This window comes from Actinomadura decatromicini (genome assembly GCF_008121305.1).
Classification (GTDB): domain Bacteria; phylum Actinomycetota; class Actinomycetes; order Streptosporangiales; family Streptosporangiaceae; genus Spirillospora; species Spirillospora syzygii.
Map to the genome: position 1 here is coordinate 1,816,917 of NZ_VSRQ01000001.1, position 12,092 is coordinate 1,829,008.

Annotated in this window: 12 protein-coding genes; 5 read left to right on the forward strand and 7 right to left on the reverse strand. The window is 73.7% G+C overall.

What is annotated here, in order from left to right; translation table 11 throughout:
* Nucleotides 1–6: 6 nt before the first annotated feature.
* From FXF68_RS07500 to FXF68_RS42170, 4 genes are read right to left on the reverse strand one after another with little or no spacing between them, the layout of a single operon-like run.
* A complete protein-coding gene (locus FXF68_RS07500; protein ID WP_148758092.1) occupies nt 7–870 on the reverse strand; it encodes a CDP-alcohol phosphatidyltransferase family protein in 864 nt (287 codons plus the stop codon).
* Nucleotides 860–1,915 (reverse strand): iron-containing alcohol dehydrogenase family protein, encoded by a 1,056-nt coding sequence (locus tag FXF68_RS07505; protein ID WP_187437796.1) that lies wholly within the window; start codon nt 1,913–1,915, stop codon nt 860–862. The genes FXF68_RS07500 and FXF68_RS07505 overlap by 11 nt, the downstream gene beginning before the upstream one ends.
* A gap of 54 nt (nt 1,916–1,969) precedes the next feature.
* The gene (locus FXF68_RS07510) at nt 1,970–2,701 is read right to left on the reverse strand and encodes a phosphocholine cytidylyltransferase family protein (RefSeq protein ID WP_148758094.1); all 732 of its coding nucleotides are present in this window, start codon (nt 2,699–2,701) and stop codon (nt 1,970–1,972) included.
* 25 nt (nt 2,702–2,726) lie between these two features.
* Nucleotides 2,727–3,992 carry a DUF5941 domain-containing protein gene (locus tag FXF68_RS42170; protein ID WP_187437782.1) on the reverse strand — a complete coding sequence of 422 codons (1,266 nt, stop codon included), beginning with the start codon at nt 3,990–3,992 and terminating at the stop codon, nt 2,727–2,729.
* A gap of 85 nt (nt 3,993–4,077) precedes the next feature.
* Here FXF68_RS42170 and ispD point away from each other — a divergent pair, with 85 nt between their 5' ends.
* Complete coding sequence (ispD, locus tag FXF68_RS07520) at nt 4,078–4,791, forward strand: 2-C-methyl-D-erythritol 4-phosphate cytidylyltransferase (RefSeq protein ID WP_148758095.1); 714 nt, start codon at nt 4,078–4,080, stop codon at nt 4,789–4,791.
* Entirely contained in the window at nt 4,788–5,552 is a 765-nt protein-coding gene (locus tag FXF68_RS07525; RefSeq protein ID WP_148758096.1) for a glycerophosphodiester phosphodiesterase, read from the forward strand. Before ispD ends, FXF68_RS07525 begins: the two co-directional genes overlap by 4 nt.
* On the opposite strand, the gene FXF68_RS07530 is transcribed toward FXF68_RS07525, so the two are convergent.
* Together FXF68_RS07530 and FXF68_RS07535 are read right to left on the reverse strand one after the other, a co-directional pair.
* Nucleotides 5,549–6,364, reverse strand: coding sequence for a hypothetical protein (locus FXF68_RS07530; RefSeq protein ID WP_148758097.1), 816 nt, complete (start codon nt 6,362–6,364; stop codon nt 5,549–5,551). The genes FXF68_RS07525 and FXF68_RS07530 overlap by 4 nt on opposite strands.
* 102 nt (nt 6,365–6,466) lie before the next feature.
* Nucleotides 6,467–7,558, reverse strand: a complete 1,092-nt coding sequence (locus tag FXF68_RS07535; protein WP_148758098.1) for a glycosyltransferase family 2 protein — start codon at nt 7,556–7,558, stop codon at nt 6,467–6,469.
* A gap of 271 nt (nt 7,559–7,829) precedes the next feature.
* Here FXF68_RS07535 and FXF68_RS07540 point away from each other — a divergent pair, with 271 nt between their 5' ends.
* The 3 genes from FXF68_RS07540 to FXF68_RS42175 all read left to right on the forward strand — a co-directional run bounded on the left by FXF68_RS07540 (nt 7,830) and on the right by FXF68_RS42175 (nt 11,451).
* Nucleotides 7,830–9,512, forward strand: coding sequence for an LCP family protein (locus tag FXF68_RS07540; protein WP_148758099.1), 1,683 nt, complete (start codon nt 7,830–7,832; stop codon nt 9,510–9,512).
* Nucleotides 9,513–9,590: 78 nt separating this feature from the next.
* On the forward strand, nt 9,591–10,400 hold the full coding sequence (locus FXF68_RS07545) for a thioesterase family protein (RefSeq protein ID WP_148758100.1): 810 nt from the start codon (nt 9,591–9,593) through the stop codon (nt 10,398–10,400).
* 100 nt (nt 10,401–10,500) lie between these two features.
* A complete protein-coding gene (locus tag FXF68_RS42175; protein ID WP_187437783.1) occupies nt 10,501–11,451 on the forward strand; it encodes a hypothetical protein in 951 nt (316 codons plus the stop codon).
* 69 nt (nt 11,452–11,520) lie between these two features.
* Here FXF68_RS42175 and FXF68_RS07555 read toward each other — a convergent pair.
* Nucleotides 11,521–12,092 (reverse strand): acyl-CoA dehydrogenase family protein (locus FXF68_RS07555; RefSeq protein WP_281292143.1); only part of this gene is annotated, 572 nt, incomplete at its 5' end.

The following is a 12,092-nucleotide window of genomic DNA, read 5'->3' on the forward strand; positions in this document are numbered from 1 at the left end:
TCAGCTTCACTTCAGCCTCCGCGAGGCGAGGATGCTGACCAGGTGCAGCAGCGTCTGCACGACGGCGACCGCAGCCACGGCGACCATCAGCACCCGGACCGCGACCGGGTCGTCCGAACCGGTCAGCGCGTCGATCACGGCGGCGGCGACGATCAGCAGCGACAGCTCGACCGCGCCGATGATCCGGTGGAAGCGCAGCATGGACGCCGCCTGCCGGGCCAGCGCGATGCCGGTGGAGCGGGGCCGCAGCGCCCGGTCGCCGCCGGACGGGTCGGCGGGCAGCCCCGACTTCGCCCGCGCGACGACGACGTTGTCGGTCTCCGCCTTGATCAGCGCGGCGCCGAGCGCGGCGACGAGGCCGAGCTCGGCCCAGCCGCCGTTGCGCCAGCCGCCCTGCGCCATGAACCCGAGCCCGACGAGCAGCGACACCTCGGACAGGTAGTGGCCGATCCGGTCGAGGAACACCCCGGCGACCGACGTCCGGCGCAGGTAGCGGGCGACCTCGCCGTCCACGCAGTCGAGCAGCAGGTACACCTGGATCAGCACGGCGCCGCCGATCGCCGTCCACAGCGGGTCGACCGGCAGCGACACCACGAGCCCCGCGACGACGCCGCTCGCCATCATCAGGTAGGTGAGCTGGTTGGGGCTGAACCCGAGGCGCAGCGCGATCCACGCGAAGTACGGGGACAGGTCGCGCATGTAGAGGCGCCCGGCCCAGTGCTCCTCGTTCCGCCGGTCCTTCAGGCCGGGCGGCTGCCCGTACCGGCGGATGTCGGCGACGGACGCGCCCTTACGGTGCGGCCGGTCGTCACCGGGGGTCTCGCCGGGGGGTTCCGGGGAGCGGCTCCGCCCGGGGCTCTCAGCCTCCATGGGCCTGGACATACTCTTCCACCGCCTTGAGGGTCGCGCCCTTGTCGAGGCCGAGGTATTCCAAGATCGTAAAGCGGCCGGGCCGGGTCCGGGGGGCGAACAGCACGGCGTCCGCGAACTGCTCGGTCGAGAGCCCGATGTCGGCCGGGAAGCGGGGCAGGCCGTGCCGGCCGAGGCAGGCGAGGATCTCGGCGAGCCGCTCGGCGCCCTGCCCGAGGTGGGTGGCGCGCAGGTGGTAGCAGAACGCGGCGCCGAGCCCGGCCAGCTCGCCGTGGTTCGCGGCGTCCGGGTAGAGCTGGTCGATGGCGTGCAGGATCTCGTGGTCGCCGCCGCTCGCCGGACGGGAGTCGCCCGCGAACGACATCGCCATCCCGGACAGGACGAGCCCCTCCGCGAGGACGGTGAGGAACCGGTCCGACTCGATCGAGCCGGGCTGGTGCAGCAGCGCCTCCGCCGCCGTGCGCGCCACGGTGAGCGCCATCCGGTCGACGCGCTCGCCGCACTCCTCGGCGGCGAGCAGCCAGTCGTCCACGGCGGAGAAGTTGCTGACCACGTCCCCGATCCCGGCGCGGACGAGCCGGGGCGGCGCGGCGTGCACGTAGTCGAGGTCGACGACCATCGCCAGCGGCATCACCACGCCGAACGAGCCCTTGCCCTTGTCGTGGACGAGCGACGCGACCGGCGAGCAGATCCCGTCGTGGGACAGGTTCGTCGCGACCGACACCATCGGGATGCCGGACAGCGTGGCCGCGTACTTGGTGGCGTCGATCGTCCGGCCGCCGCCGATCCCGACGACGGCCTCGTAGGACCCGCCGCGCAGCTTCGTGCCGAGGTCGACGGCCGCGTCCACGGTGCCGCCGTCGACCTGGAACACGTCGCATTCGGCGAGGGACGGCCGGACGTGCTCGGCGATCTGGTCGCCCTGCCCGCGGCCGACCGCGATCGCGACCCGTCCCTCGGTGGCGATCCGCTTGTCGGCGAGCAGGTCGCCGAGGGCGGCGACGGCGCCGCGCCGCACGTCGATGGAGAGCGGCGCGTTCAGCATCCGCGTCAGCAGGGGCATGGGCCTCCTCGCTCGGGGTCGCGCGCTTCCGGTCGGTCAGTAGCCCTTGGCGATCCGGCGGGCCTTCTCCAGGTCGTCGTGGTTGTCGACCTCGACCCACTCGACGTCGCCGATCGGCGCGACGCCGATGCGGCCGCCCCGGTTCACGAGCTCCTGGTAGCCGTCCTCGTAGTAGAGGTCGGGGTCGCGCTCCCAGGTGGCCTTGAGCGCGTCGGCCAGCGGCTCGGCGGCGGCGGGCTCAACGAGCGTGGCGCCGATGTACTCCCCGTTCGCGGTGGACGGGTCCATGAGCTTGGTGATGGTGCGCAGGTGGCCCGCGTCGTCGAGGGTGATCTTCATCTCCTCGTCGGCGAGAGTTTTCACATCGTCCACGGCGAGGAGGATGTCAGGTCCGCGGCTCGCAAGTAGCGTCTTCTCGACACTCACGGGATGGACCGTGTCGCCGTTGACCATGAGGACGCCCTTGGAGAAGTGCTCCCGAGCCAGCCACATGGAGTAGGCGTTGTTCCACTCCTCGGCTTTGTCATTGTGCACGAGCGTGATGGACACGCCGTACCGCTCCTCAAGGGCGGCCTTGCGTTCCTCCACCGCGTTCGCGCGGTAACCGACGACGATCACGACGTCGGTAAGGCCGACCTCCGCGAGGTTGCCGAGCGCGATGTCCAGGATGGTGGTCTCACCGTCCACCGGGACAAGGGCCTTGGGCAGCGTGTCGGTGTAGGGCCGCAGCCTCCGGCCCGCGCCCGCCGCCAGCACCATGCCGATCATGCTCTCTCTTCCTCTCGGTCGACCGTCACGCCGTCGTCGTGCCGCCTGCTCCGCGTGCGCCTGCTCCGTGTCCGCCTGCCCGGTGTCCGCCTGCTCGGCGTCCACGCGACCGTGTCCACGCGACCGCGCCCTCGCCGCCGAACAGGACGCCAAGGTAGGCGGCCAGCGCGGCGTACGCGAACGTGAGCGGACCGGCGAGGCCCGCGACGGCCGCGACCAGCAGCCGGCCGTCCCAGCCGAGCCCGGCCCGCGGGACCCACTCCTGCGGCGGGCGCCCTCGGCGGACGCGACGCACGACGTCGTGGTGGTGCAGCGCCAGGACCGTGACCGACACGTACACGAGCGGTGCCGGAACGCCCTGCGCGAACCCCAGTACGGCGAGGTAACCATACTCGATCCCGCGCGTTATGGGCGGTACGAGCCGGTCCAGACGCCCGTCGTGCGGGTGCGCGGCGGCGGGTCCGACGAGCATCAGCGCGACGGCGGGGGCGAAGAGCGCGGGAGCCGGGCCGCCGTCCGGGCGGGCGGCGAGCAGGACGCCCGTCGCGGCGGCGGCGAGGACGGCGCCGGGCAGCGGCGCGAGCCGTCCGCGCGCCGCGCGGCCCAGCATCAGGGACGCGGGCCCGTCGTCGCGGTGCACGCGCACGGCGGCGGCGTGCGCCGGGACGGTCAGCGCGCGCACCGCGAGAGCGCCGAGCGTGGCCGCCGCTCCCCAGGCGATGAGCAGGACGAACGCGGTCTGAGCACCCGCGATCGCAGTGGCCGCCGCGAGCAGCGCGGAGCGCTCCGCGACCGGCAGCCGCAGCGTGGCCGCGACCCGCCGCGCCAGGACGCCCCGGCGGGACGGACGCGGCGGGGACGTCGCGTCCAGCGTCGTCCGGACGGACAGCAGCGCGGCCGCCCCCGTCGCCGCCCACCACACGCGCTCCCCGGACGCGGCCCCGCCCGCCGCGAGCCCCGCGTAGACGGCGAGCTCCTTTCCCGCGTCCAGGACTTCGTGCCCCGCGCCCGGCGCGGCGCCGAGGACGAGGGACGCGCACAGCAGCAGCGCGCCCGCGAGCAGCCCGCCGCGCGTCCCGGCGGAGAACCACACCGCCGCCAGCCCGGCGGCGGCGCACGAGGTCGCCGCGAGGGCGTCCGGGCCGAGCCCGCGCCGCGCCGCCCACTCCGCCGCGGCCCGCGCGCACGGGCGCGCCGCGCAGCCGCCGAGAAGGCCGTCCGCCGGGTCTCCGGCCTGGTGGTCCGGTACGTTGAGGTGCACCGGCCGAGCGCGCGGCGGTGCCTGCTCCATCGGATGCCTCCGGCCGGTCGGGGAGTGTCTGCAGGTGCAAAGCGTAACGACCTGGTGACCGGGAGTCGTGGGGAACTGAGGAGAGATGGCGACGACGGTTGCGGTGGTGCTCGCTGGCGGTGTCGGCGCGCGGATGGGCGCCGGACGCCCCAAGCAGCTCATCGAGGTGGGCGGCCGCCCGATCCTCGCCCGCGCTATCGCCGCGTTCGACGCGCACCCCGGCATCGGCGAGGTGCTGGTCGTGATGGCGGCCGGGCACCTGCGGGAGGCGGCGGCGATCGCCGCGCCGTTCCGCAAGACGACCGGGGTCGTCGAGGGCGGCGACACCCGGACCGCGTCCACGGTCGCGGCGCTGCAGCGGCTCGGCGGACGCCCGGACGACGTCCGCGTCCTGTTCCACGACGCGGCCCGCCCGTTCGTGGACGCGCCTGTCATCGACCGCGTCCTCGCCGCGCTGGACGACCACGACGCCGTCGCGGTGGGCGTGCCGTCGTCCGACACGATCGTGGTGGTCGAGGACGGCCTCGTCGCGTCCATGCCGCCGCGCGAGACGATGACCCGGTTCCAGACCCCGCAGGGCTTCCGGCTCGGCACCGTCCGCAAGGCGTACGAGCTGGCCCTCGCCGACCCGGCGCTGCGCGCCACCGACGACTGCGGGATCGTGCACCGCTACCTGCCGGACGTCCCGATCCGCGTCGTCGCGGGCAGCGAGCGCAACCTCAAGGTCACCCAGCCGCTCGACGCGGTCGTCGCCGAGCATCTCGCCACCGAGCCCGCCACCACCGAGGACTCCCATTGATCTTCGATCGGACGCCCACGCTGATCGGGCACCGCGGCCACGGCTCGGGCGACGTCGTCCCGCCGGGGGCGGCGGCGCCGGTCGCGGAGAACACGCTGCCGTCGCTGCTAGCCGCCGTCGCGGGCGGCCTGTCCTGGGTCGAGATCGACGTGACGCGCACCGCCGACGACGACCTCGTCCTGCGGCACGACCCGACCGTCCCGGACGGCGCGCACGTGATCGACCTCCCGGCGGCGGCGAGCGGGCTGCCGCGCCTGGTCGACGTCTTCGACGCGCTGCCCACCGGCGTCGCGGTGGACGTGGACGTCAAGACCATCCTGGACGACGCCGTCGACGACCCGCCCCGCCGCACCGGCGCGCTCCTGCTCCCGGTGCTGCGGCGGGAGGCGCGGCGGCGCAGGCTGCTCGTGACGTCGTTCGACCCGTCGCTGCTGGTGTTCCTGCGGGACGAGCTGCCCGGCGTCCCGCTGGGCCTGCTGACGTGGCTGCGGTTCCCGCTGTGGCACGCCGTCCCGGCCGCCGCCGGTCTCGGGCTGGACGCCGTCGCCGTGCACACCGGCTCGTGCGGCGCCGACCATCCCGACACGCGGCTGCGTCCGCTGGAGCACTGCGTGGAGGTCGCGCACAAGGCCGGTCTCGAAACGGTCGTCTGGTGCCCGACCGCCGAGGCGGCGCCGCGCTACGCGGCCGCCGGGTTCGACGCGATGGTGGTCAACGACGTCCCCGGCGTGCTCGCGGCGCTCGGGCCGTCCGGCTCCTAGCGGTTCCCGCCGTACATCCGCGTCCACTCGCCGGGCTCGTCGTCGTCGGACGCCGACGGGCCGCCGGAGGGCGGCTTGTCATCGGCCGGAGGCGGCGACGGCGGCGAGGCCGACGGCAGCGGCGGCGGGTTCGGCGCGGAGGGCTGGGCGGGCGGCTGCCCGTACTGCGGCACGCCCTGCCACGGCGGCGTGCTCGCCCCCGGCGACCCCGGCGCGGGCGGCTGAGGCACGCCCGGCTGCGGCGGAGCCCCGTGCATCGGCGCCTGCTGCATCGGCGCCTGCATGGGTGAGTGCATCGGCTGGTGCATGGGCTGCTGGTGCATCGGCGGCGGGCCCATCGGCGCGGGCGGCGGCCCTCCGAACCGCGGCCCGGGGCCGTGCGCGAGCCCGGTCCGCGCCCGCCACCGCGACGGCGCCACGGACGCCACGAGCAGCCCGACGCCGAGCAGCAGGAAGATCCCGAAGGCGGAGAGCGTCAGGTACCCGTCGCCGATCCGGTCGGGGATGATGTCGCGGCCCGCGTGCCGGAACGCCCAGCGCGGCGAGAAGACCCACAGGAGCCCGACGATCGTGAACACGACGCCGGGGATCAGCGACGCGAGCGGCGACACCCGCGACCCGGCCACGAGCCCGATCAGGACGGCCGCGACCAGGACGAGGCCCCCGCCGACCCAGCGGTCCGAGCCCTCGTAGGCGAGGATGCGCGCGAACTGCCCGAGCTTCGTCGTCCCGTACGCCATGCAGGCGGCGATGATCGGCGTGACGATCAGTCCGATCACCACGCCGAGCCCGTGGCGTGCTCCGTTGGACATGGACACCCTCCAAACCGGGGTCCGGGCAGGATCCCGCCCAAACCTAACCCTGAGACGTCCGGCAGGGCACGAGGGTTCGAGGGTGGAGTTGTATTTTGCCCGCTAGTGGACGGACTCGCCCGGTTTCATCGGGGTCGGCTGGCCCAGCCTCGGCGGGCTGGTCAGGAACCCGATTCCCCAGGTCACGTGCATGGTCGCGTACACGAGCGGCAGCCGGACCCACGCGGACGCCGGCAGCCCGCGTCCCTCCACGGCGGCGCCCACGATCATCGCGGCCGCGTACCCGCCGGGGACGATCCAGCCCGGCCAGAACCCGAACACCCCGGCGACCGCGCCCGCCGTCATCGCGACGACGGCGATCGGCGGGGCGAGGTAGCGGAGGTTCAGGGTGCCCTGGTGCTCGCGTCCGACGACGCGGCGCCAGCGCCCGGTGTGGAAGTACTGCTTGGCGAGCGCCCGCAGGTTCGGCCGCGGACGGTAGGTGACCCGCATCCGCGGCGTGAAGAAGATCCGCCCGCCGGTCTGCCGGATGCGGTGGTTCATCTCCCAGTCCTGGGCGCGGGTGAACGTCTCGTCGTAGCCGCCGACCCGGTCGAGGGCGCTGCGGCGGAACGTCCCGAGGTACACGGTCTCGACCTCGCCCGCCTCGCCGCCGGTGTGGAACCGCGCGTTACCGACGCCGATCTTGGACGTCATCGCCCGCGCGACGGCCTTCTCGAACGCGGTGACGCCCTCGGCGGCCATGATCCCGCCGACGTTGTCGGCGCCGGTCTCCTCCATCGTCTCGACGGCGGCGCGGACGTAGTCCGCCGGGAGCAGCGAGTGCCCGTCCACCCGGACGATGATCGAGTACTGCGACGCCTTGATCGCGATGTTCAGGCCCTGCGGGGTGCGCCCGGTCGGGTTGGCGACGACGAGGATCCGCGGGTCCTCGGCCGCGAGCCCGCGGGCGATCTCCTCGGTCCGGTCGCGGGACGGCCCGATCGCGAGCACGAGTTCGAGCTCGCCGGGATAGTCCTGCGTGAGGATGCCGCGGACGGCCTCGGTCAGGTGCCGCTGCTCGTTCAGCACCGGCATCACCACCGACACGGCGGGCCAGGTGCGCTCGGCGGCGCGGGTCTCGCCGGTCTCGGTCTCGGCGGAGTCGGCGCTGGACCGCTCGCCTCGCTCGGTCTGCTGGGTTTCCTGTTTCATGGCGCGCTGGGCATGGGGAGACGGATTCATGTGGGCTCGCGGACGCGCCCCGGCCGGAGACCGGAGGGGAGCGCCCCTTCCTCTCTCTGTGCTCGCTTGTCTGACGCAGCCCACGCCACCCAGTTTGCGTGCGGGCCGCCGGGGTGTGGTCAAGACGGCGCCACGTTACTGCAAGGACACGAGCTCCAGGTAGCGAACGGACGGGTGTCGCCCACTTTAGAGTGGAGTCGACTCGCGGGAGAACGACGTCTTCGGGAGGCGGGCGGCCGGTATGGCAGACGGGCACGACTCAGGTCGCGGCGCAACGGACCCGCCGGACGGCGACCCGCTGGAGCGGTACTTCCGGCCGCGTCCCGGCGGCCGGGCGGCGGCGGGCGACGGCGACGACATCGAGGGCGTGACCATCGAGGGCATGCCCGCGCCGCGTGTCCCGGTGGAGGGCCCGCGCGGGCCGCGCCGCCCCGGCCGGGGGCTGAGCCCGCGCGCGGCGATGAGCGCCCGGCGGCAGAAGCGCTTCCTCACCCTGACCGGGGCGGCGTCGGTGTTCGTCCTGCTCACCTCGGGCGGGGCGTGGGCGTTCCAGAACTACGTCACCGGCATGCTCGACAAGGTGTCGGTGGACGGCCTCGGCCGCGGCAAGGACGCGCCGAAGGGCGCGATGACGATCCTCGTCGCCGGGGTCGACCGCCGCGACGGGCTGACCCGCGAGCAGCAGCGCGCGGCGAAGCTCGGGCACCAGCCGGGCGAGCGGTCCGACACGATGATGCTGGTCCACGTGTCGCGCGACCACGACAAGGTGTCGATCGTGAACCTGCCGCGCGACTCCTACGTCACCATCCCGGCGCACAAGTCGAACGGGTCGGAGGGGGCGAAGGGCGCGCAGATCCCGTCGCGTCCCGGCAAGCTCACGTGGGCGTACCAGTTCGGCGGGCCCGACCTCACGGTCAACACGATCAAGCGGGCGACGGGCGTGTCCATCGACCACTACGTCGAGGTGAACTTCTACGGCTTCGTCCACATGGTGGACGCGCTCGGCGGCGTGGACGTGTGCACCGAGCAGGCCGTCGACGACCCGAAGAGCGGGCTGAAGCTCCCGCCCGGCAAGTCGCACGTGGACGGCCTGAAGGCGCTCGCCTACTCCCGCGCCCGCTACACGCTGGCCGACGGCAGCGACCTCGGCCGCATCGACCGGCAGCAGCAGTTCATGGCGTCGATGATGAAGCAGGCGCTGTCGACGAAGACGCTCGGCGACCCGGTCAAGTCGACGAGGTTCCTGAACGCGGCGCTGAAGTCGCTGCGCGTCGACCCGAAGCTGGCCGACAACCTGCCGAAGCTCGCCGACCAGATGAAGAACCTGTCGACCGACAACCTGACGTTCGCGAAGATCCCGCTGTCGAACCCGGGGGCCAACGTCGTCCTGTGGAACACGCCGACGCCGCAGTCGGTCGTCCAGTGGGACGAGGGCAGGGCGCGCGACCTGTTCACCCGCATCCGGCGCGACCAGCCGGTCGCGGAGCAGCCCGAGAAGCCGTCCGCGAAGCCGACGAACCCGGCGGAGAAGCCCGGCGACCAGCTCACCGTCCCGCCGGGCGACATCTCCGTCCGCGTCCTGAACGCGATCGGGACGCCGGGGCTCGCGACGAAGGCGGGCGGGCAGCTCCGCAGGCTCGGGTTCGGGGTGACGGTCGTGCCGGGCGTGGCGCGGCGCGGGCTCCAGACGACGCAGATCCAGTACGGGCCGGGCAAGGCCGACTCCGCCAAGACGCTGGCCGCCGCGATCCCGGGCGCCCGGCTGAAGGAGATCCCCTCGCTCGGGACGCGCGTCCAGGTCTTGGTCGGCGCGAACTGGGACGGCGTGCGCCGCGTCGAGGTCAAGGGCGGCTCCCCGACCGGCTCGCAGTCGCCGAAGCCGGGGATCGAGACGGGCACCGCCACCCAGAAGCTCTGCGGCTGACCCCGGGTGCCCCCGGCCGACGCGGCCGACCGGGCCCCGGCCTGATCTAGAGTGGCGTTCTAGACGGGAAGGAGCCCCATGAGCGACGACGCGCCGCCCGCCCCGGCGTTCTACGAGCCGCTCGGCGGCGGCCGGTTCGCCTCCACCCCGGCGACGGCGGGCCCGTGGTCGCCCGGCCTGCAGCACGGCGGACCGGTGTCCGGCCTGATCGGACGGGCGTTCGAGCGGCACGACCCGGTCCCCGGCACGCGGGTCGCGCGGGTGACGGTCGAGATCCTGAGCCCGGTGCCGGTGGCGGTGCTGGACGTCGCCGTCCGCGTCGTCCGGCCCGGCCGGCGGGTCGCCCACCTCGAAGGGGAGGTCCGGCACGAGGGGCGGACGGTCGTCCGCGCCACCGCCTGGCGGATCCTCGCCGCGCCGGAGCGGCTGGAGCCCGTCGTGCACGCGCCCGGCCCGCCGCCGCTGCCCGGCGCGACTCCCCCGTTCGGCGACTGGGAGGACCTGCACGTCGGCGGCTACGTCGCCGCGATGGAGTGGCGCCCGGTGGAGGGGCACTTCACCCGGCCCGGCCCGGGGACGATCTGGGCGCGGCCACGGGTGCCGCTGGTCGCGGGCGAGGCCGACACGCCGCTGGTCCGGGCGCTTACCCTGGCCGACAGCGCGTCCGGCGTCGGCAGCCAGCTCGACCTGGCCAAATGGCTGATCATCAACACGGACGTGACGGTCGCGCTGCACCGCGACCCGGTCGGCGAGTGGCTGTGCATGGCCGCGTCGCTGGACGCGAGCCCCGGCGGCAGCGCGCTGTGCCACGCCACGCTCGCGGACGCCTCCGGCGAGTTCGGCCGGGCGCTGCAGACGATGCTCGTGGACGATCGTCCGCCCGACTGACCCTCCGACACGACCCCCCTCCATGACTCTTGAATCTTGATCGATTACTCTGGGTAGCAAGACCGTGACAGAGAGAGATCACTCGTCAGGAGTCCAAAGGATGTCGACAAGGATTCTCGGCCTGCTCACCGCGACCACCGCGGCGCTGGCGATCAGCGCCTCCATGGGCGGCACCGCCTTCGCGGACCCGCCGCCCGCACCGCCCGGCGCGGACGCCGCGCCCGGCGCCGCGCCGGGCTCGGACCCGGCGGCGGCGGACGCACCGGAGGCGGGCCAGCAGCCCGGCCAGGACGCGGGACAGCAGAGCCAGCAGAACGGCCAGGACGCCGGGCAGCCGCCCGCGCAGCAGCCGGGCCAGGAGACCGGGCAGGAAGCGGGCCAGCAGCCGGGCCAGGAGGCCGCGCAGCAGGACCCGCAGCAGAACGGGCAGCAGGCCAGCCCGGAGGCAGGCCAGGAAGCCGCTCAGCAGAACCAGCAGAACCAGCAGAGCCCGCAGGACCAGCAGCAGGCGGCGCAACAGAACGGGCAGCAGGCCGCCCAGCCCGCCGCCGACCAGCAGCCCGGCCAGCAGAGCGGCCAGCAGGCCGCGCAGCCCGCGGCCGACCAGCAGAACGCCGCCAGCCAGCAGCCCGGCGCGGACCAGCAGCCCGCCGCCCAGCAGGCCGCCGCCCAGCAGGCCGTCCAGCAGGCCGCGCAGCAGGCCGCGCAGCAGAACGCCGCGCAGCCCGGCTCCGAGCAGCAGCCTGGACGGCCCGCCGCCCAGCCGCCCGCGAAGGACGGCACCAACCTGGCGGCCTGTCTGGACGCCAACTGCGAGGTGCAGGTCCGCGACGGCCAGAGCATCGCGTTCGACAAGAAGTACGGGATGGCTCCGGTCCGGGTCGGGGTGCGTGGTCACCAGGTGACCTTCACCGCCCAGAACGGGAACTCCAGGAACACCGCGTCGATCGACGCCTCGTCGCCGAACTCGGCCGCGTCGTACAACGGCGTGACGCTCCGCCCGCGCATGGCGCCGGACGGCAGCGTGATCCTCACCATCTCGCGCGACTAGCGCGGGGGTCGAACGCCGAAGGTCCCTGCCCGCGCGACGGGTGGGGGCCTTCGACTGTGCGGCTTCCGGTTATTTGAGGAGTTGGCGGGCGATGACCATGCGCTGGATCTGGTTGGTGCCCTCATAGATCTGAGTGATCTTGGCGTCGCGCATCATCCGCTCCACCGGGAACTCCCGCGTATACCCATACCCGCCCAGCAACTGCACCGCATCGGTAGTGACATCCATCGCCACATCCGACGCCAACGCCTTGCACGCCGACGACACCAACGTCAGGTCGCGGACCCTCTCCCCGTCCATGGCCCGCTCGGACTTGATCGCCGCGTGATAAGTGAGTTGCCGCGCGCCCTCCAGCCGCATCGCCATATCCGCCAGCATGAACTGCACACCCTGGAAATCAGCGATCGGCCTGCCGAACTGGCGGCGCTCCTTCACATACCCCACCGCGAAATCCAACGCTCCCTGCGCGATCCCCAACGCCTGGGCGGCAATGGTGATCCGAGTGTGGTCCAGGGTCGCCAGCGCGGTCTTGAACCCCGTCCCCTCCGCCCCGATGATCCGATCGGCCGGGATCCGCACATCCTCAAGGATCACCTGCCGGGTCGGGGAGCCCTTGATCCCCAGCTTGCGCTCCTTGGGCC